The 18,435-nt window shown below is 61.5% G+C and carries 20 protein-coding genes; 11 read left to right on the plus strand and 9 right to left on the minus strand.

Features of this window, described 5'->3' with window-relative positions; translation table 11 throughout:
* Positions 1-19 precede the first annotated feature (19 nt).
* Positions 20-259 carry a hypothetical protein gene (locus EFR00_RS33005; RefSeq protein ID WP_164519013.1) on the minus strand — a complete coding sequence of 80 codons (240 nt, stop codon included), beginning with the start codon at positions 257-259 and terminating at the stop codon, positions 20-22.
* Here EFR00_RS33005 and EFR00_RS13115 point away from each other — a divergent pair.
* From EFR00_RS13115 to EFR00_RS13135, 5 genes are all read left to right on the plus strand, one after another.
* Positions 207-1,733: a sugar ABC transporter ATP-binding protein gene (locus tag EFR00_RS13115; protein ID WP_038691393.1), complete on the plus strand. Its 1,527-nt coding sequence runs from the start codon at positions 207-209 to the stop codon at positions 1,731-1,733. The genes EFR00_RS33005 and EFR00_RS13115 overlap by 53 nt on opposite strands.
* Before the next feature lie 137 nt (positions 1,734-1,870).
* Entirely contained in the window at positions 1,871-2,875 is a 1,005-nt protein-coding gene (locus EFR00_RS13120) for an ABC transporter permease (protein ID WP_039622312.1), read from the plus strand.
* Between the two features lie 85 nt (positions 2,876-2,960).
* Positions 2,961-3,908: a substrate-binding domain-containing protein gene (locus EFR00_RS13125; protein ID WP_077990763.1), complete on the plus strand. Its 948-nt coding sequence runs from the start codon at positions 2,961-2,963 to the stop codon at positions 3,906-3,908.
* Positions 3,909-4,156: 248 nt separating this feature from the next.
* Positions 4,157-5,209, plus strand: a complete 1,053-nt coding sequence (locus tag EFR00_RS13130; protein WP_077990761.1) for a sugar phosphate isomerase/epimerase family protein — start codon at positions 4,157-4,159, stop codon at positions 5,207-5,209.
* A gap of 200 nt (positions 5,210-5,409) precedes the next feature.
* Positions 5,410-6,597 carry a Gfo/Idh/MocA family protein gene (locus tag EFR00_RS13135; protein WP_077990760.1) on the plus strand — a complete coding sequence of 396 codons (1,188 nt, stop codon included), beginning with the start codon at positions 5,410-5,412 and terminating at the stop codon, positions 6,595-6,597.
* A gap of 82 nt (positions 6,598-6,679) precedes the next feature.
* Here EFR00_RS13135 and EFR00_RS13140 read toward each other — a convergent pair whose 3' ends face one another.
* Positions 6,680-7,081, minus strand: coding sequence for a DoxX family protein (locus tag EFR00_RS13140; protein ID WP_077990758.1), 402 nt, complete (start codon positions 7,079-7,081; stop codon positions 6,680-6,682).
* 263 nt (positions 7,082-7,344) lie between these two features.
* Here EFR00_RS13140 and EFR00_RS13145 point away from each other — a divergent pair, with 263 nt between their 5' ends.
* Together EFR00_RS13145 and EFR00_RS13150 are read left to right on the plus strand one after the other, a co-directional pair.
* A complete protein-coding gene (locus EFR00_RS13145; RefSeq protein ID WP_077990756.1) occupies positions 7,345-8,730 on the plus strand; it encodes a GH1 family beta-glucosidase in 1,386 nt (461 codons plus the stop codon).
* A 114-nt stretch (positions 8,731-8,844) separates the two neighbouring features.
* Complete coding sequence (locus tag EFR00_RS13150) at positions 8,845-11,058, plus strand: putative bifunctional diguanylate cyclase/phosphodiesterase (RefSeq protein WP_077990754.1); 2,214 nt, start codon at positions 8,845-8,847, stop codon at positions 11,056-11,058.
* A 41-nt stretch (positions 11,059-11,099) separates the two neighbouring features.
* Here EFR00_RS13150 and trhO read toward each other — a convergent pair whose 3' ends face one another.
* The 5 genes from trhO to EFR00_RS13170 form a co-directional block, all read right to left on the minus strand.
* Positions 11,100-12,029 (minus strand): oxygen-dependent tRNA uridine(34) hydroxylase TrhO, encoded by a 930-nt coding sequence (trhO, locus tag EFR00_RS13155; protein ID WP_077990752.1) that lies wholly within the window; start codon positions 12,027-12,029, stop codon positions 11,100-11,102.
* 70 nt (positions 12,030-12,099) lie between these two features.
* Entirely contained in the window at positions 12,100-12,576 is a 477-nt protein-coding gene (locus EFR00_RS13160) for a VOC family protein (protein WP_077990750.1), read from the minus strand.
* Positions 12,577-12,703: 127 nt separating this feature from the next.
* Positions 12,704-12,946: a hypothetical protein gene (locus EFR00_RS34200; protein WP_406550265.1), complete on the minus strand. Its 243-nt coding sequence runs from the start codon at positions 12,944-12,946 to the stop codon at positions 12,704-12,706.
* Between the two features lie 7 nt (positions 12,947-12,953).
* Positions 12,954-13,514 (minus strand): CHAD domain-containing protein, encoded by a 561-nt coding sequence (locus tag EFR00_RS34205; RefSeq protein ID WP_406550266.1) that lies wholly within the window; start codon positions 13,512-13,514, stop codon positions 12,954-12,956.
* Between the two features lie 65 nt (positions 13,515-13,579).
* The gene (locus EFR00_RS13170; RefSeq protein ID WP_009993598.1) at positions 13,580-14,068 is read right to left on the minus strand and encodes a CYTH domain-containing protein; all 489 of its coding nucleotides are present in this window, start codon (positions 14,066-14,068) and stop codon (positions 13,580-13,582) included.
* 153 nt (positions 14,069-14,221) lie between these two features.
* On the opposite strand from EFR00_RS13170, the gene EFR00_RS13175 reads away from it, so the two are divergent.
* From EFR00_RS13175 to EFR00_RS13190, 4 genes are all read left to right on the plus strand, one after another.
* The gene (locus EFR00_RS13175) at positions 14,222-14,860 is read left to right on the plus strand and encodes a 2-dehydro-3-deoxy-phosphogluconate aldolase (protein ID WP_077990749.1); all 639 of its coding nucleotides are present in this window, start codon (positions 14,222-14,224) and stop codon (positions 14,858-14,860) included.
* Between the two features lie 104 nt (positions 14,861-14,964).
* The gene (locus EFR00_RS13180) at positions 14,965-15,684 is read left to right on the plus strand and encodes a tellurite resistance TerB family protein (RefSeq protein ID WP_039622297.1); all 720 of its coding nucleotides are present in this window, start codon (positions 14,965-14,967) and stop codon (positions 15,682-15,684) included.
* Positions 15,685-15,747: 63 nt separating this feature from the next.
* Positions 15,748-16,443, plus strand: coding sequence for a GNAT family N-acetyltransferase (locus EFR00_RS13185; protein ID WP_077990748.1), 696 nt, complete (start codon positions 15,748-15,750; stop codon positions 16,441-16,443).
* The gene (locus EFR00_RS13190) at positions 16,440-16,646 is read left to right on the plus strand and encodes a hypothetical protein (protein WP_010059443.1); all 207 of its coding nucleotides are present in this window, start codon (positions 16,440-16,442) and stop codon (positions 16,644-16,646) included. Before EFR00_RS13185 ends, EFR00_RS13190 begins: the two co-directional genes overlap by 4 nt.
* Before the next feature lie 2 nt (positions 16,647-16,648).
* Here the strand turns inward: EFR00_RS13190 and EFR00_RS13195 are convergent, their stop codons facing one another.
* Both EFR00_RS13195 and EFR00_RS13200 read right to left on the minus strand, forming a co-directional pair.
* Positions 16,649-17,725 carry a nickel/cobalt transporter gene (locus tag EFR00_RS13195; protein WP_077990746.1) on the minus strand — a complete coding sequence of 359 codons (1,077 nt, stop codon included), beginning with the start codon at positions 17,723-17,725 and terminating at the stop codon, positions 16,649-16,651.
* Positions 17,719-18,360 carry a DUF1007 family protein gene (locus EFR00_RS13200; protein WP_077990744.1) on the minus strand — a complete coding sequence of 214 codons (642 nt, stop codon included), beginning with the start codon at positions 18,358-18,360 and terminating at the stop codon, positions 17,719-17,721. Before EFR00_RS13200 ends, EFR00_RS13195 begins: the two co-directional genes overlap by 7 nt.
* Positions 18,361-18,435 lie beyond the last annotated feature (75 nt).

Raw genomic sequence — 18,435 nt, forward strand, 5'->3', positions numbered from 1 at the left:
AGGCTTCAACGGATCTGTGCTAATCCACGATGTAAACCTTTACATGGATGATGTAAAGGTTTACATAAGGTTCAAAGCGGACGGGAGCCGCCAGCGCAAACGCCGGAAAAGCGAAAGCTGTTTTCAGAAACGGAATCTGCGCTAGTTCAAAGTGATGGAGCGTTGCCGGTGCATTGCCAATTGCAAAGCGCTCTGGGGGAGGCATGATGACCGTGGAAATCGCCGACACCGCACCCGTGGTGCTGTCCGCCAGGCGCATATGCAAATCTTTCAGCGGCGTGCAGGTCCTGTTCAGCGTGAACTTCGATCTCCGCGCCGGCGAGATCCATGCCCTCATGGGTGAGAACGGTGCCGGCAAGTCCACCCTTGTCAAGGTGTTGTCGGGCTTCGAGCAGCCGAGTTCCGGTGAAATCCTGCTCGACGGCAAGCCTGTCGTGCTGCCGCCCAATGGCGCGGCGGAGGCGCTCGGCATTGTCATCATCCACCAGGAATTCAATCTTGCCGAACACCTGACCGTGACGGAGAGCCTCTTTCTCGGGCGTGAGGTGACGCGTTTCGGCGTGCTCGACCGCAAATACATGCGGTCGGAAACGCGCAAGGTCCTCGATGTGCTCGGCTCGCATGTCGACGAAAATGCGCTGATCAGCACGCTTTCCATCGCCGACAAGCAGATGGTCGAGATCGCCAAGGCAATCAGCCGCGACGCGCGTGTCGTGTTCATGGACGAACCGACGGCCGTGCTGTCGCGGGAAGAGACGAATATGCTCTTCAAGCAGGTCCGCAAGCTGCGCGACCAGGGCACCAGCTTCGTCTTCGTCTCCCACAAGCTCGACGAAGTGATGGAATTGACCGATCGGGTGACGGTGCTGCGCGACGGCCAGTGGGTCAAGACGTCACCGACATCAATCCTCGACGGGGAATCGATTGCGCAGCTGATGGTCGGCCGCGAGCTTTCCAGCCTCTATCCCGCCAAAGTCGAGCCGGATGTCGACGAGGAAATCGTCTTGAGCGTCTCCTCGGTGTCGACTGGTTATGTCAGGGATGCGAGCTTTGAGGTGCGCAAGGGCGAGATTATCGGCTTTTCCGGGATGATCGGCTCCGGCCGCACCGAATTGATGGAGGCGATCGCCGGCCTGCGAACCCGCCTTGAGGGGGAAGTGGTCATCAAGGGGCAAAACGTTCCCTCCGGTGATGTGCATGCGGCCAACCGCTGCGGGCTTGCCTACATGACCAAGGACCGCAAGTCGAAGGGCTTGCTGCTGCGCTCCGGCATGATGACCAATCTAACGCTGCAATCGCTCGGAAGGCATTCTCGCCACGGTTATCTCAGCCCCGGCAGTGAAGCGGCTGCGCTGGCGACGGCCAAGCGCCGCTTCGACATCAGGGTTCGCGACGGCAATATCATTGCCGGCCGCATGTCCGGCGGGAACCAGCAGAAGCTGCTCTTGGCGAAGGTCATGGAGACCGAGCCTGACATCATCATCATCGACGAGCCGACCCGCGGCATCGACGTCGGCACCAAGCAGCAGATCTATCATTTCATCTCGGCGCTCGCCCGCGACGGCCGATCGATCATCGTCGTTTCCTCGGAAATGCCCGAGGTCATCGGACTCTGCACCCGGGTGGTGGTGATGCGCGAGGGACATATCGTCGGCGTGCTCGAGGGAGACGAGATTTCCGAGCAGGAGATCATGCGCTACGCCGCCGGGCTCAAGAAGAAGGCGGCGGCCTAAATGCATGTCGCCCAACAGCATGCCGCGGGTTCGGAAGACGACAGCAGAGAATAAAGAGCTGAGAGCGGGCGGGACTTTGCCGACGCGGACAATAGATAAATGCCCAGGCAGTCTGGGACGGGAGGTTGGTTTTGGACATGAGTGTTAACGAGGAGACCAGGGAAATCCGGCGCAGGTCCTGGCGTGACGTTGATCTGCGCGCAGTTGCACCCTTTGCCGCTTTGGCCTTGCTTCTCATCGTCGGCGCGCTGGTCAATCCGAATTTCATCGGCATCACCAATCTTGCCAACGTCGCGACACGCTGCGCTTTCATCGCCATTATCGCTGTCGGCGCGACCTTCGTGATCTCGGCCGGAGATCTCGATCTTTCCGTCGGCGCGATGGTGGCCTTTGTCGCCAGTCTAATGATCCTGCTGATCAATTCGGGCGTCATTGCCGATCCGGTGCTGATGCTGACCGCGGCTGTGCTCTTCACAGTCATTGCGGGTGCTCTTTGCGGCCTCGCCAACGGGCTCATCACCACCGTCGGCAAAATCGAACCTTTCATCGCCACGCTCGGCACCATGGGCATTTATCGCGGCCTGACCACCTGGCTGTCGCAGGGCGGCGCGATCACGCTGCGCTCGAGCGACATCCAGACGCTCTACCGGCCGGCCTATTTCGGCAATATTCTCGGTCTTCCGGTTCCGATCGTGGTGATCCTCGTCGTGACCGCGATTGCGGCCTTTATCCTGTATCGCACGCGTTACGGCCGCCATGTCGTCGCTGTCGGTTCGAACAGTGACGTCGCGCGCTATTCGGGCATCGCGGTCAATCGCGTGCGCACCATTGCCTTTGTCATCCAGGGCCTCTGCGTGGCGATCGCCGTGCTGCTCTATGTGCCGCGTCTCGGCTCCACCTCGGCAACGACCGGCATTCTGTGGGAGCTGCAGGCCATTACCGCCGTCGTCGTCGGCGGCACGGCCCTCAAGGGTGGCGCCGGCCGCGTCTGGGGCACGATTTGCGGCGCCTTCATTCTCGAACTCGTCGGCAACATCATGCTGCTCTCGAACTTCATCAGCGAGTATCTGATCGGCGCGATCCAGGGTGCGATCATCATCATCGCCATGCTGGTGCAGCGGTCGCTGGTGCGCAAATCGTAAAGCAGGCGGTTCTCGGATTGGCCGGGCTTTACAGGGCACCCGGCTCGGATTGGAAAAGTCCCTGATATTTTTGGGAGGAAATAGCATGCGCAAGCTCATGTTGGGTCTGGCGGTTGCGGGGGTGGCTTTTGCCGGCGCAGCCTACGCCCAGGACAAGAACTACACGATCGGCGTATCCATTCCGGCGGCCGATCACGGCTGGACTTCCGGGGTCGTGTTCCATGCCGAGCGTATTGCCAAGAAGCTGATGGCCGAACATCCGGGTCTGAACGTCATCGTCAAGACTTCGCCGGATGCTGCGACGCAGGCCAATGCCGTGCAGGACCTCGATACGCAGGGCATCGATGCGCTCGTCATCCTGCCCTCGGATCCGGATCCGCTCGTCAACGCCATCAAGGAAGTCAAGGACAAGGGCAAGTTCGTGGCGCTGGTCGACCGTGCACCGTCGAACAACGACAACTCCGTACGCGACCTCTATGTCGCCGGCAACAATCCGGCGCTCGGCGAAGTCGCCGGCAAATACATTGCCGAAAAAACCCCGGAGGCTGAAGTCGTCGTCATCCGCGGCCTGCCGATCCCCATCGACCAGCAGCGCCAGGACGGTTTCGACAAGGGCATCGCCGGCTCGAAGGTCAAGGTTCTTGATCGCCAGTACGGCAACTGGAACCGCGACGACGCCTTCAAGGTCATGCAGGACTATCTGACCAAGTACCCGAAAATCGATGTCGTATGGTGCCAGGACGACGACATGGCCGTCGGCGTTCTTCAGGCGATCGAGCAGGCCAAGCGCACCGACATCCAGTATGTCGTCGCCGGTGCCGGTTCCAAGGACATGATCAAGAAGGTCATGGACGGCGACAAGCTGATCCCGGTTGACGTTCTTTATCCGCCGGCAATGGTCGGCACGGCGATGGAGCTGACGGCGGCTGCTCTCTACGACCAGGTTCCCGTCCACGGCAACTACATCCTCGACGCGACGCTCGTCACCAAGGAGAATGCCAAGGACTTCTACTTCCCGGATTCTCCGTTCTGATTGATCCGCTATGCAAGCGCGCCCATTCGTAAGGATGGGCGCATTTTTTTGCCGTCGTTTTGGCGAGCAGGCGAAAATGCTGCACGTACCTCTTGCCCGCCAATGCCCATCATGGTTAGTTCGCAGCCATACACCATCCGGCTCTGCGCCAAATACGACAGCAAGCAAGGAAGCGCCTTGCTCCCGCAAAATTGCGTGCTACAAGTTATCAGAAACGTTTACGGTCGATGTTCAGGGAGGAATCTGACATGAAGACGATCAAGGGCCCCGGCCTTTTCCTTGGCCAGTTCGCGGGCGATGCAGCGCCTTTCAATTCGTGGGACGCAATCACCAAATGGGCAGCCGATATCGGCTACAAGGGCGTTCAGGTGCCGACCTGGGCGAGCCAGCTGATCGATCTGAAGAAGGCTGCGACATCCAAGGATTATTGCGACGAGTTCGCCGGCAAGGCCCGTGAAAACGGCATCGAGATCACCGAACTTTCCACACATCTGCAGGGCCAGCTCGTTGCCGTTCACCCGGCCTATGACGAAGCATTCGATGGTTTCGCAGCGCCCGAAGTGCGGGGCAATCCGAAGGCCCGCCAGGAATGGGCGGTCGAGCAGGTCAAGATGGCGCTGACCGCGTCGAAGAATCTCGGCCTCAAGGCGCATGCGACCTTCTCCGGCGCGCTGGCCTGGCCGTTCATCTATCCCTGGCCGCAGCGTCCCGCCGGTCTGGTCGAGACCGCCTTCGACGAGCTTGCCCGCCGCTGGACGCCGATCCTCAACCATGCCGATGAAAACGGCATCGACGTATGCTACGAGATCCATCCGGGTGAAGACCTACATGACGGCATCACCTTCGAGATGTTCCTGGAGCGGGTGAAGAACCACCCGCGCGCCAACATGCTCTACGACCCCTCACATTACGTCCTGCAGTGCCTCGATTATCTCGAGAACATCGACATCTACAAGGACCGCATCAAGATGTTCCACGTCAAGGATGCGGAGTTCAATCCGACCGGGCGCCAGGGCGTTTATGGCGGCTATCAGGGCTGGGTGGAACGCGCCGGCCGCTTCCGTTCGCTCGGCGACGGCCAGGTCGATTTCGGCGCGGTCTTCTCGAAGATGACGGCCAATAATTTCGACGGCTGGGCCGTGGTCGAATGGGAATGCGCGCTGAAGCACCCGGAGGACGGCGCCCGCGAAGGCGCTGAATTCGTCGCCGCCCATATCATCCGCGTCACCGAAAAAGCCTTCGACGATTTTGCCGGCAGCGGTACGGATCAGGAGGCCAACCGGCGGATGCTGGGGCTCTGAGACTTCGGGCATGCATGGAGGCTGCCCCTCACCCTAACCCTCTCCCCGTTCTGACGGGGAGAGGGGACTTGCCTTGCGAGACGTTAGCGAGGGATGGAGAGGTCGCGGCATATCCCCTTCTCCCCGTCAGAACGGGGAGAAGGTGGCGGCAGCCGGATGAGGGGCGCATCCGCACAAGTTCAAATTTCAGGAGGACAAGAATGGCAATCGAAGCATCATCGGAACAGACCCGCGAGCCGCGCATCCGGCTCGGCATGGTGGGCGGCGGCGCCGGCGCGTTCATCGGTGCGGTGCACCGGATCGCGGCGCGCATCGACGATCAATACGATCTCATTGCCGGCGCACTGTCGTCGACGCCTGAAAAGGCCGTTCAGTCCGGCCGCGACCTCGGCCTCGATCCGTCCAGGACCTATTCCAGCTACCGCGAGATGGCCATCCGCGAGGCGAAGCTGAAGAACGGCATCGAGGCGGTGGCGATCGTCACGCCGAACCATGTGCATTATGATGCGGCCAAGGAATTCCTGAAGCGCGGCATTCACGTCATTTGCGACAAGCCGCTGACCTCGAACCTTGCCGATGCCAAGAAGCTGAAAAAGGTCGCCGACGAAAACGGCGCGCTGTTCATTCTGACGCATAATTACACCGGTTATCCGATGGTCCGCCAGGCGCGCGAGATGATCGCGAACGGCGAACTCGGCGATATCAGAGTCGTCCAGGCCGAATATCCGCAGGACTGGCTGACCGAAGCGGTCGAGCAGACCGGCCAGAAGCAGGCCGCCTGGCGCACCGATCCGGCCCAGTCCGGCGTCGGCGGCTCCACAGGCGATATCGGCACCCATGCCTATAACCTGGCCTCGTTCATATCGGGCCTGGAACTCGACAGCCTGGCCGCCGATCTCGACAGCTTCGTGCCCGGCCGCCGGCTGGACGACAATGCGCATGTCATGCTGCGTTTCAAGGCGAAGGGCTCGGAGAAGCCGGCCAAGGGCATGCTCTGGTGCAGCCAGGTCGCACCCGGCCATGAGAACGGCCTGATGGTCCGCGTCTACGGCAGCAAGGGCGGCCTGGAATGGACGCAGAAGGATCCGAATTACCTCTGGTACACGCCCTTCGGTGAACCGAAGCGGCTGATCACCCGTGGCGGCGCCGGCGCCGGAGCTGCTGCCGGCCGGGTTACGCGCGTGCCGTCAGGGCATCCGGAAGGTTATCTCGAGGCCTTCGCGACGATCTATACGGAAGCCGCGCATGCGATCAACGCCCGCAAGAAGGGCAAGGCGGTCGACAAGGCGGTAGTCTATCCCACAGTCGATGACGGCGTGAAGGGTGTCGCCTTCGTCGAAGCCTGTGTTGCCTCGTCGAAGAGAAACGGCGCCTGGGTCAAGCTCTGAGGCTTGGCGATCCGCGTGAAATTGGCGGAGCCCGCGAAAATGCCGAGGCGGCCATTGGCTGCCTCGGCCTGTCCGTCATTCGTCAGGCCGCAGCGCGGTTGCGCTTCGTCAAGCTGTCGACGCTGAGCGGCCCAGCGCCTGCCGCCACCAGATAAAGAAATACGAAGCAGAACAGGATCGCCGCGACGCCGCCATTCTGCGCGGGATAAAAGCTCTTTCCCGCATGGCCGATGAAATAAGCGAAGGCCATCAGGCCCGAAAGCACGAAGGCCGCGATGCGGGTCTGGAATCCGACCAGGACGAGGAAGCCGAGGGTGAGTTCGATCAGCCCGGCAATCCAGGAGAGCGAGCCCATCGGCGGCACGCTTGCCGCGGCGGGAAAATGCAGGATCTTCTGCGTGCCGTAGCTGAAAAGCACAAGCGAGGAGATGATGCGCAGCAGGCTCAGCAGATGCGGCTGCAGCAGATGGATCGAAGACAGCATTGGGTTCCTTTCATGTTTGCGATGTCTTCGCTGTGTAGTGATCGCCGCCTCGGCAGCAAGTCACGACTGCTGACATTCGCGTTATGAGATCCGTTGCGGTCGGAACGTGATGTCCGAAGCGATCAAATGATGCCGGTCATGGCCGTTCCGCTCTTCCTACTGCAACGTTGCAGCTTTTCTTGGCCGAGACCTGTACTTTGCTTTTCGGCTTGGCTAAATCCGGCCCAATGGCCAGTCCATATGCTCAGAGACGGGGATTAGAGATGATCGATGCCAAGACGCTTGCAAGCCGCTTTCCCGGTGACTTTACCTTCGGCGTTGCCACCGCCGCCTTCCAGATCGAAGGCGCGAGCAAGGCCGACGGCCGCAAGCCGTCTATCTGGGACGCTTTCTGCAACATGCCCGGCCGCGTCCATAACCGCGATAATGGCGAAATTGCCTGCGACCATTACAACAGGCTGGAGCAGGACCTTGATCTCATCAAGGAGATGGGTGTCGAAGCCTATCGCTTCTCCATCGCCTGGCCGCGCATCATCCCCGATGGCACAGGCCCGGTGAACGAAGCGGGCCTCGATTTCTACGACCGACTGGTCGACGGCTGCAAGGCGCGGGGGATCAAGACCTTTGCGACGCTCTACCATTGGGACCTGCCGTTGCTGCTTGCCGGTGATGGCGGCTGGACGGCGCGCTCGACGGCTTACGCCTTTCAGCGTTATGCCAAGACGGTGATGAGCCGCCTCGGCGACCGTCTCGACGCCGTCGCGACCTTCAACGAACCCTGGTGCATCGTCTGGCTGAGCCATCTCTATGGCATCCATGCTCCCGGCGAGCGCAACATGCAGGCTGCCCTTCACGCGATGCACACCATGAACCTCGCCCACGGCCTCGGGGTCGAGGCGATCCGCTCGGAAGCTTCGAACGTACCCGTCGGCCTGGTGCTCAATGCCGCCTCGATCATCCCGGGCTCGGACAGCCCGGCCGATCTTGCCGCCGCCGAACGCGCGCATCAGTTCCACAACGGCGCCTTCTTCGATCCCGTCTTCAAAGGCGAATATCCGAAGGAATTCGTCGAGGCGCTCGGCGACCGGATGCCTGTCATCGAGGAGGGCGACATGAAGCTGATCAGCCAGAAGCTCGACTGGTGGGGTCTGAATTACTACACGCCCGAGCGCGTCGCCGACGATGCTGACCGCAAGGGCGTTTTTCCGTGGACCGTGAAAGCGCCGCCGGCAACCGACGTCAAGACCGACATCGGCTGGGAAATCTATGCGCCGGGCCTGAAGCTCCTCGTCGAGGGTCTCTATCGCCGCTACGATCTGCCGGAATGCTACATCACCGAGAACGGTGCCTGCGACAATGCCGGTCTCGCCGATGGCGAGGTCAATGACACGATGCGCCTCGACTATCTTGGCGACCATCTTGACGTCGTCGCAGATCTCATCATGAACGGCTATCCGATGCGCGGCTATTTCGCCTGGAGCCTGATGGACAATTTCGAATGGGCGGAAGGCTACCGCATGCGCTTCGGCCTCGTCCATGTCGATTATGAGACGCAGCTGCGCACGGTGAAGAAGAGCGGCAAATGGTATCGCGACCTCGCGGAGCAATTTCCGAAAGGAAACCACAAGCCGGGTCAGCCGTTTGTCTGAGCGCGAATCCCGCCGGCAGCGGGGCAAAAAATGAACCGACAAGATCTGCAACAGCCGCGTGCTTAAACGTTTCTGAACCCTTGGCTGGCATAGTCCGATGGTCAGGGAGCGGTAATGCAGATACTCGGAAAATTGCAGCGCAAAGGCTCGGGAATAGGCCGTCACATCACCGTTACCGGCGTGCTGTTTTCCTTTGCGGTCATCGTTGCGGTCGCCACCATTATGGTGTTGACGGCAATCGAACGCGTCGCTCAAAATGCCAATGTCCTTGATGACGAGCGCTCGCGCGAAACAACGATCGGCGCGTTGAGGACCTTCGAGGATCAGCTCGGCGCGACGCTCGACGATTATGCCGCCTGGGACGACGCCGCCGCCAACGTCTACGCGCCAGATGGGATGGGGTGGACGATCAGCAACTACGGCGAGATGTCGGTCAACAGCTCGCTTTTCGACATGGCGATCGTCATCGATGATGCGAGGAATGCGATTATAGCCTATCGCGACGGCAAGCCGATGGAGGAGCCGCTCGCAGATTTCTTCGGGCCTTCGCTCTGGAAGCTGCTCGATACAGCGAAGGCGGCCGGCCCAGCCGACAGGCCTCAGGCCGTCGGTTTCATCAGCACCAAACGCGGGATTGCAGCTGCCGGCGTGGCGCTGGTGCGGCAGAAATCCGGGGCACTCGATGTGCCGGCCGGTCAACATCGCTATCTTATTTTCGCCCGGCATCTCGATGACGACAGGGTGAGCGCGCTCGGCCAGACCTATGTCATCGGTGGCCTGCGGCTGGCGCCGCCGACCTTCAACGCCGATTATCTCGTGCCCATCGTCGATCCGATGGGGGCCACGCTCGGCAAGCTGGTCTGGACCTCGCGCTCACCGGGGAATGTGGCCTATGCGCAGGTGCGGCCGATGGTCCTCGAGGCGCTCGGTCTGGTCGGCTTGTTTTTCGTGGTGCTGCTGGCCATCGGCTGGCTCGCCGGCCGCCGCTTGAAGGCGGAGGAAAACAGGGCCCGCGAGGAGGCGCTGCGCGACAGGCTGAGCGGGCTGTCCAATCGCGAGGGTCTCGGGCTGGCTGTGGACCGCTTTGTCGCCGAAGCCCGCCAGAGCAGGCGCAATGTGCTGCTCCTCTATCTCGACCTCGACGGTTTCAAGGAAGTCAATGACAGCTATGGACACGGCACCGGCGACCAGTTGATCCGCGCGGTCGCGGCCGGGCTCAAGGTGTTGATTCCACAAGGTGCGGTTCTCGCCCGCATCGGTGGCGATGAATTTGCGATCGCCTTTCTCTCCGACGGCGAGAATGCCGCGGCGCTGCAGCTTTCCGAGCAGATCCTCGATTTTCTGGTCGATCCGCTGGAGATCGGTCGCCGCGTCGTCGTCGTCGGGGCCAGCATAGGCATCGCCATGTCGCCTGCCGGCGCGATCGACCGCGAAGAGCTGGTGCGCCGTTCCGATCTTGCCATGTACAAGGCGAAGGAGGCCGGTCGCGCGCGCATGACGCTCTACGATCCGTCGATGGATGCGGACCGCGAGCAGCGCAATGCGCTGGAGCTCGATCTCAGGATCGCCATCGAAAGCGGCGACCTGACGCTCGCCTATCAGCCACTGGTCGATGCAACCACGCATGCGCTGAACGGCGTCGAAGCGCTGGTGCGCTGGAACCGCCCGGGCCACGGCCCTGTTTCGCCTGAAATATTCATTCCAATCGCCGAGACCAGCGGGCTGATCGAATCGCTCGGCCTGTTTGTGCTGCGCAAAGCCTGCGAGACGGCCAAGCAATGGCCGGAACTCAATGTCTCAGTCAACGTCTCGCCCGGCCAGTTCCGCAATCCCGCCTTCACCGACTATGTGCGCTACGTGTTGAAGCAGACGGAGATCGAGGCCAGCCGCATCACGCTGGAGATCACCGAAGGTTACATGATCCAGAATCCGCAGCGCACCCGCCAGTCGATCGAACGGCTGAAGGGGCTGGGAGTGAAAGTGGCGCTCGACGACTTCGGTTCCGGCTTCTCCTCGATAGGTTATCTGAGGCAGTTCGGCTTCGACCGCATCAAGATCGACCGCTCGCTGGTCATGGGGGTCAACGAGGACAAGCGCCAGCGCGAAATGCTGCAGGCGACGGTGGCGCTCGCCCGTTCGCTCGATATCCCGGTGACAGCTGAAGGCATCGAGACCGAAGGTCAGGCCGTCGCCATGCGCCTGTTCGGCTGCGACTGTCTGCAAGGTTACTTGTTCGGAAAGCCCATGGTGGCCGAGCGAATTACCGACATGCTCAACGAGCTTCGTGCTGCGGAGCCGTCGAACCGGCGCCGTCTCGGGGCCGCCTGACGGCGAATTCGCGGGCAGCAAACCCGTCCAACGGAACAGGCTCAGCTGCCGATATGCCGCTGGCCGCGTTTTCTTGCCAGCGCGATCTGGTGCTGCCGCTGACGGTAGCGCAGCCGGTCTTCCTCGGTGCGCGCGTGATAGCAGTGGCTGCAGGAAACGCCTTCCTCATAGAGCGGCGAGGTGATTTCCTCTGAAGTGATCGGATTGCGGCAGGCGTGGCACAGCTTGTGTTCGCCCTCCTTCAGCCCATGCTCGACGGAGACGCGTTCGTCGAAGACGAAGCAGGCGCCGTCCCAGAGGCTTTCTTCCGGCGGCACGTCCTCCAGATATTTCAGGATGCCGCCCCTGAGATGATAGACCTCGTCGAAGCCCTCAGCCTTCATGAAGGCCGTGGCCTTCTCGCAGCGTATGCCGCCGGTGCAGTACATGGCGATCTTCGGCTTGTTGTGCAGGCCGGAATTCTGACGCACCCAGTCCGGAAATTCGCGGAACGTCTTCGTCTTTGGGTCGAGCGCGCCGCGAAACGTGCCGATCGCCGTTTCATAATCGTTGCGCGTGTCAATGACGATCGTATCGGGGTCGGAAATCAGCGCGTTCCAGTCCTGAGGCGCCACATAGGTGCCGACCACCTTGTTGGGGTCGATGTCTTCGACGCCCATGGTAACGATTTCCTTCTTGAGCTTCACCTTCAGACGCAGGAAAGGCATTTTCGACGCGCGGCTTTCCTTGTGCTCCAGCCCCGCAAATTCCGGCTGGGCACGCAGGAAGGCGAGCACGGCGCCAATGCCGGCATCCGGTCCCGCGATCGTGCCGTTGATGCCCTCATGCGCCAGAAGCAGCGTTCCCTTGACGCCGTTCTCTTCGCAAAGCGCCTGCAGCGGCGCTTGCAGGCTGGCAAAGCGCGGTACGGAAACGAAATGGTAGAGCGCCGCTACGAGGAACGGGCCGGTGTGTGTCAGGCTGTCGGTCATGGCCGGGAAATACAGAAAATCGGCGGCTTGCGCAATTGCCTTCGCCGGTAGCGGCTTTGACGGTTACCGATTATGCTTTCGCCGTCCATTCCGAAAACGGCCGCACGCCGAAGCTTCGGTCGGGAGTGTCGTCGAGAATGCTGATGAACTCGATCGAGTGTCCATCCGGATCCTTGAAATAGATCGACAGGGCCGGCATCCAGCCGAGAACCACCGGCTCCGTCGCCGGCTCGCCGGTAAAGCCGAGAGGTTCAACACCCTTTGCCTTGAGAGCGGCGGGCGCCTGCAGCACACCTTCGACAGTCATGCGGAAGGCAATATGCAGCCGCATCCTCAGGGGTCCGGTTCCGGTTTCCCAAAGGCCGAGCATGCCAGTCTTCCTGTCGTCCACCCAGAGGAAAGCGACTTTGCGCTCCTCGAATGACGCCGCCGGTTCGAGTCCGACGACATCCCGGTAGAAATCCGTGGAGGTCTTGAGGTCGGCAACGGTCAGATGCGTCTCGTAGAGCCCGAGCAGCTTTGGCATAGCAGCATTTACGGCAATCATTGTTTCCTCGCAGTCAGGTCTGCTTGGTCGGTTGCCGGAGGGTAGGACCCCAAGTCTGGTTGAGGTCAATGGGCTTTCTTTCGACATTTACGAGGCGCTGGCGCAATCGCAATAATGACGTCGCCGCTCAGCCTGCGACCGTCAGCCAGAGGAGCTCGATGCGCTGTGCTTCCTCGTCGGGATCGTCGGCGAAAACGGCTTCTGCTTTGACAAGCGCCTGCCGCCGGTCCTCCTGCTGGCGGAAGATGATGGCGTCGAGCAGATGCGCCAGATCATCATTGCGGGTGAAGAGCTGCGGCTCGGCTTCCACCAGTTCGCAGAGCACGGCCAGGTTAATATAACCGAGATCCTCGACCAGTTCTTTGGCCACATCGCGCTTATCGCGCCCGGCCAGATGTCGCGCAAAAGAGCGTGATAGAGTCGATAATCGTAGGTGCGTTTGCGGAGATCGTGGAAATCGTCGGCCGCTGCCTGGCCATGGCAGGCGGCGAGCGCAGCCTTGGCCTTGCGCGCGGTGCGGCGCCAGCTGTTTGCCAGCTTGCGGGCATTCTTGCGGTGATCGCCATCAAATGAGACTGTAGCGAGGGTGGCAATCGCTTCTTCAGAACGTCAGAGGTTTCCGCGAGCCGTTGCTCCAGGCCGCTTTCGGCCGCCGCCATCCAATCACGCCGCCCTTCGAGAATAGTGACAATCCGGCCGAGCGCTTCGTTCTCATCCGGCTCACGGGCCGACTGCTGCAGATATTGCGCCGTGCCGATAAGAGCGGCTGCGTCGCGGATTGCCGACAGCGAGCGTGCGACATCGCGCAGCCCTGTATTTTCATGCTCTTGGAATTCCGGCGCCTCGCGCGCTACGAGCCGGCAGAGCGAGCGCAATCGCTTCAGGTTCTTGCGGGAGGAATGGATCGCCTCATGCGCGCCGTCCGGGTCGCTCCTCAAGAACCGTGATGGCGCTTTCCAGCTGCTCGGTCGCGACGCTCCGGAACGCCTCGGTGAAATCGGCGTCAGGCCGTATGCGATAGGCCATGCCTGTCGTGCCCATATTCCGTGGCAAGGGCTTGGTTGGAATAGCGGAAATCGCCGGTCACTTCGCGGCCAAGCCAGCTGGGCAGGGCCGGGTTGTCGGTTTCCGCCGCCATTTCCACCTCAGCGATGACAAGTCCGCGATGCTCGCCGGCAAAAACGTCGACCTCCCAGACGAAGCCCTGATGCGGAACGCGGTAGCGCGTTTTCTCGATGACGATGCCGACCGCGTTCTGCAACAGCTCCTCGGCATCGGCGATCGGAATGTCATATTCGAATTCGTCACGGGTGATGGCGCTGCGGCCGATCTTGATCGTCAGCTTCGCGTTCCTGCCGTCAAGGGTGCGCACCCGAACGGAACGGTCGTCCATCGAGGCGATGTAACCCTGCCTGAGAACGGACTTCGTTTCAACGGCGGACCGCCATCCATCGCTGCGTACCAGAAACTTCCGCTCGATCTCTTTCGCCATATCGGTGAACCTTTTGTGACGAGTGCGGCACGGTATCCCACTTTCCCGGTATTTCATACCCACCTTGTCATATGAATTGGTTTTATCTCGACAAGGTTCCGCAAGGGCGTTATTCGGGGTCGAATTCAATCGTTTCAAGGAAGTCGCACGGCCATGGGCGAGAAAACAGAGAAGCTCCTTTCCATCCTGAAACTCCAGCCGGTCGTACCGGTCCTGATCGTCGACGATGCCAAGTCGGCGGTGCCGCTGGCCCGCGCGCTCGTCGCAGGTGGCCTGAAGGCGATCGAGATCACCATGCGCACGCCGGCCGCCCTTGAAGCCGTGCGCGCCGTCGCCGCCGAGGTCGAAGGCGCCGAAGTCGGCGCCGGTACGATCCTCAATGCTGCCCATTGGGAAGCGGCCGTCGAGGCCGGTTCGAAGTTCATCGTCAGCCCGGGCACGACGCAGGAGCTGCTCAATGCCGCCGCCGATTCCGACGTGCCGCTGCTTCCGGGCGCTGCCACCGCCAGCGAAGTCATGGCGCTGCGCGAAGAAGGCTACCAGGTGCTGAAGTTCTTCCCGGCCGAGCAGGCCGGCGGCGCCGCCTTTCTCAAGGCGCTTTCCTCACCGCTTGCCGGCACGCTGTTCTGCCCGACCGGCGGTATTTCGCTGAAAAACGCCAATGATTACCTGTCGCTGTCGAACGTCATCTGCGTCGGCGGTTCCTGGGTGGCGCCGAAGGAACTAGTCGCCGCCGGCGATTGGGCAGGCATTACCAAGCTTGCGGCCGAGGCGGCAGCGCTGAAGGCCTGACATTGGATTTTCTTAGGGGTGCGCTTCTTGGCGAGCCCCATATTTGTATTTCAGCCGTCGCAAACCTATGTTCTCCTCCAGCCTCAACAGGGAGATGACGAGGAATGTTCGACGCGAAGAAGCTTCTCGACCAATTCTTGGGTTCGCAGGTGCCGGGTCTCGGCGGATCGGTCCGCGATAGGGCGGGCGATGCCGTGCAGACGGCAAAGAACAACCCGATGAAGACCGGTGCGATCGCCGCCGCACTTCTCGGCACCAAGACCGGCCGCAGTATTGCCGGCAATGCCCTGGCGATCGGCGGTCTTGCGGCCATTGCCGGCCTTGGCTACCAGGCCTACAAGAATTACCAGGCGGGGCAGGCGCCTGCAGCCCCCTCGGATGCACCCTCGGCAAACAATCCGGTTCTTCTGCCGCCGCCTGTCGAATCCGGTTTCGGGCCGGCGTCGCCTGCCGGCAGCAACGAATTCGTGCTGGTGCTGATCCGTGCGATGATCGCCGCCGCCAAGGCCGACGGCCATATCGACGATGCCGAACGCGCCCTCATCATGGACAAGGTCAAGGCCGCAGATGTCAGCGGCGAGGCTGCGGCCTTCATCGAGCATGAACTCGCTTCGCCGACGGATATCGATGCGCTCGTCGCAGCGGCAGTGACGGAAGAACAGCGGGTCGAACTCTACACCGCCTCGCGGCTCACCATCGAACCGGATTCGCGCGCTGAACGCGGCTACCTCGATCTGCTCGCCGGGAGGCTCGGCCTCGCCGACCAGCTGGTCGACCATATCGAGGCGACGGTGTCTTCCGCCAAGACGACCTTGTCACAGTGACACCTCGGCCGGTTGCCTTTATGGGGCGGCTGGCCTATCCCACTCCTACATAAGGGAGTGAACATGCGCGATCTTGCAAATTTCAAAGGCTGCCCGGCGCCGAAGCCGGTGATGCTGAAGGGCCGTTTCGTCACCGTCGAGCCCTATCAGCGTGCGGAGCATCTCGAAGCGCTGTGGGAAGGTCTCGGTGGCATGGGCATCAACCCGCTGCTGCTCTATTTCGCGCAGGACGATTTCTCCGGTATCGAGGATTTCGCCAACTGGCTGGAAGCCGTGAACACCAAGTCCGGCTGGCTCACCCATATTTTCCGCGACAACGCCACCGGCAAGATTGTCGGCATGGCGAACTATATGCGCGCCGACCCGGCAAACGGCGTCGTCGAGATCGGCGGGGTGGCGCATGGCGCCGACATGAAGCGGTCGCCGCTGTCCACCGAGGCGCATTACCTGATGGCCAAACACGTCTTCGAGGATCTCGGCTACCGTCGCTACGAATGGAAATGCGACAATAACAACGAGGCGAGCAAGACGACGGCGGTGCGGTACGGCTTCAGCTTCGAAGGCGTGTTCCGCCAGCACATGATTTCCAAACATCGCAACCGCGACACCGCTTGGTTCTCGATGATCGATGCCGAATGGCCGCTGATCAACGCTGCCTTCGAGGCTTGGCTTTCGCCGCATAATTTCGACGCCGCCGGCAACCAGATCCGGCGATTGCATGATATCCGCGCCGATCTGGAAAAGGAAAGGCTCGCGTGAATCAGGAGAGCCGCTCGCAGGCGATCGCCGCCGCCATCATTCTGCTCGGCGCCGGCCTCGTCATTTATTTTCTGCCGACCATCGTCTTATGGATCGGCAATTTCTCGCCGGTGCTGGGAATTGCCGTCGGCGTCTGCCTGATCATGGCGTTTTTCGCGGTCTTCTGGCTCAGGGCGCGTTACCAGCGCGGCCGAGAAAAATAAGGTCAGCCCTGCAGGGAGGCGCCGAGCAGCAAGACGCCCATCAGGATGACGAGAAGCGCGCCGAGGATTTCGATGGCGTGGCCGATCCAGATCGAGGCGGTCGAGCCGCGTCCGGAGAGGCGGACGGCAGCACCCTTGGCGGTGACGGCGAGGGTGGCAAGCACGGAAACGGTGATCGCGGTGCCGAGCGACATGGCGGCGACCGACAGCATGCCGCCGAGATAAAGCCCGTTCAGCAGCGAGAAGGTCATGACCAGGAGCGCGCCGGAGCAGGGGCGAAGGCCGACGGCAACGATCGCCGACCAGGCCTCGCGGGCGCTGAACTTGTCGCCGGCGAGCAGGGCCGGATCCGGCAGATGGGCATTGCCGCAGGTCTCGCAGACCATGCCGGGAACGAAGGTATGGCCGGCGCCGACGGCCTGCGCCTTGCCGTTGAAGGCATAGGCTTGGCGTTCGGACGCGTTGTCCTTCCAATTGAGCATCATGCTGACCGGGCCGGCGGATGTCGCCATCAGCCGGCGGCGCGGCAAATTGCCCGCCATGGAGCGCAGTTTGCGAAACAGCAGCCAGCCGCCGAAGAAGATGACCATGACGAAGCTGGCGATTTCCATCGCATGGGTCGCAGCCGTCAGCGTGATGCCTGTGCCGCGCAGCACCAGCCAGGCGCCGCCGACCAGGGCGACGGCGACGACGCCCTGGATGAACGCCGAAATGAAGGAAATCACCACGCCGCGCTTCAGCTCGACCTCGTTGGCGATCATGTATGAGGAGATGACCGCCTTGCCGTGGCCGGGGCCGGCGGCATGGAAGACGCCGTAGGCGAAGGAAAGACCGATCAGCGATGTCAGCTGCCACGGATCCTCGCGCATGCCCTTCAAGGCATCCGTCAGCGCCCGGTAAAAGGCCTGCTGCTCATAGTTCACATAGAGCAAAAGCGGTGCGAACGGTCCGCCAGTCGGTTGAAAACTCGGTTCGGCCGTGCCGATGCCGAGGGGCGATTGCGCATGGGCGAGGCTTGCCGCCATCACGAGCGCAAGAAGGGCTGCGGAAAGGATGAAGGACGGGCGTTTCGTCAGCATGTAACCTCCAGCCGGGTGGCGAAGAGTTTGGACATGTTGGTGCCGGTGGGATCGTTAAAAAAGGCATCGGTCAACGACTGCTTGTTTTCCGAGATCACCTGGTCGGCATCGGGCCTGACCACCTGGTGTTTGCACGCCTTGAAGCCGTCGCCGACGATTGAAAGTTCGGCGTCGGTCGGAAAGTCGATCGACGTATAGAGCGTCGGGTCGTAGACGCCGAAGCTCAGCCTGCCCTTGAGCGGCATCTTCTCCGCCGGCTTCACCGCGAAGAACATCAGCAGCTGGCCATCCTTGTAGTCGACATGGATGATGTCGGGCTGCTGGACGGTGACGTTTTTCCCGTTGACCGTCAGGTTCATGTAGTAATCGTAATCGGCAAGCGATTGCTTCACCGTTTTGCCGACCTGCGCGAGTTCGTTCGGCTCGAGCTTCAGATCGGTGTTCTTGTCGAAATCCATGACGACCGAGGAGGAGAAGACCTCGTCAAAGCGCCAGACATTGCGCAGTTCCTCGACGCTGCCGTCAGCGCCGGCAACGACTTCGAGCCGCGCCTCCACGAAGATGTGCGGATGCGCAAAGGCGGCGGCTGGCGCCAGCGAAAGAAGCGCGGTCATCAATGGTATGGATTTTTTCATGCGTCCCGCTGCCTTATTCGCTCGACCCGAGTTCTTGCCAGAAATTGGGACGGAATTGGGACGGCCTGCCGGCTG

It is taken from the genome of Rhizobium sophoriradicis, assembly GCF_003939025.1.
In the GTDB taxonomy this organism is placed as follows: Bacteria; Pseudomonadota; Alphaproteobacteria; order Rhizobiales; family Rhizobiaceae; genus Rhizobium; species Rhizobium sophoriradicis.

Excerpts from the sequence above, each read along its gene's own strand:
- EFR00_RS13195 (WP_077990746.1), bottom strand. The coding sequence starts at position 17,725 with ATGCTGACGAAACGCCCGTCCTTCATCCTTTCCGCAGCCCTTCTTGCG.
- EFR00_RS13140 (WP_077990758.1), bottom strand. The coding sequence starts at position 7,081 with ATGCTGTCTTCGATCCATCTGCTGCAGCCGCATCTGCTGAGCCTGCTG.
- EFR00_RS13150 (WP_077990754.1), top strand. The coding sequence starts at position 8,845 with ATGCAGATACTCGGAAAATTGCAGCGCAAAGGCTCGGGAATAGGCCGT.
- trhO (WP_077990752.1), bottom strand. The coding sequence starts at position 12,029 with ATGACCGACAGCCTGACACACACCGGCCCGTTCCTCGTAGCGGCGCTC.
- EFR00_RS13115 (WP_038691393.1), top strand. The coding sequence starts at position 207 with ATGACCGTGGAAATCGCCGACACCGCACCCGTGGTGCTGTCCGCCAGG.
- EFR00_RS13160 (WP_077990750.1), bottom strand. The coding sequence starts at position 12,576 with ATGATTGCCGTAAATGCTGCTATGCCAAAGCTGCTCGGGCTCTACGAG.
- EFR00_RS13130 (WP_077990761.1), top strand. The coding sequence starts at position 4,157 with ATGAAGACGATCAAGGGCCCCGGCCTTTTCCTTGGCCAGTTCGCGGGC.
- EFR00_RS13145 (WP_077990756.1), top strand. The coding sequence starts at position 7,345 with ATGATCGATGCCAAGACGCTTGCAAGCCGCTTTCCCGGTGACTTTACC.
- EFR00_RS13125 (WP_077990763.1), top strand. The coding sequence starts at position 2,961 with ATGCGCAAGCTCATGTTGGGTCTGGCGGTTGCGGGGGTGGCTTTTGCC.
- EFR00_RS33005 (WP_164519013.1), bottom strand. The coding sequence starts at position 259 with ATGCGCCTGGCGGACAGCACCACGGGTGCGGTGTCGGCGATTTCCACG.
- EFR00_RS13185 (WP_077990748.1), top strand. The coding sequence starts at position 15,748 with ATGCGCGATCTTGCAAATTTCAAAGGCTGCCCGGCGCCGAAGCCGGTG.
- EFR00_RS13175 (WP_077990749.1), top strand. The coding sequence starts at position 14,222 with ATGGGCGAGAAAACAGAGAAGCTCCTTTCCATCCTGAAACTCCAGCCG.
- EFR00_RS13135 (WP_077990760.1), top strand. The coding sequence starts at position 5,410 with ATGGCAATCGAAGCATCATCGGAACAGACCCGCGAGCCGCGCATCCGG.
- EFR00_RS13170 (WP_009993598.1), bottom strand. The coding sequence starts at position 14,068 with ATGGCGAAAGAGATCGAGCGGAAGTTTCTGGTACGCAGCGATGGATGG.
- EFR00_RS13120 (WP_039622312.1), top strand. The coding sequence starts at position 1,871 with ATGAGTGTTAACGAGGAGACCAGGGAAATCCGGCGCAGGTCCTGGCGT.
- EFR00_RS13180 (WP_039622297.1), top strand. The coding sequence starts at position 14,965 with ATGTTCGACGCGAAGAAGCTTCTCGACCAATTCTTGGGTTCGCAGGTG.
- EFR00_RS13200 (WP_077990744.1), bottom strand. The coding sequence starts at position 18,360 with ATGAAAAAATCCATACCATTGATGACCGCGCTTCTTTCGCTGGCGCCA.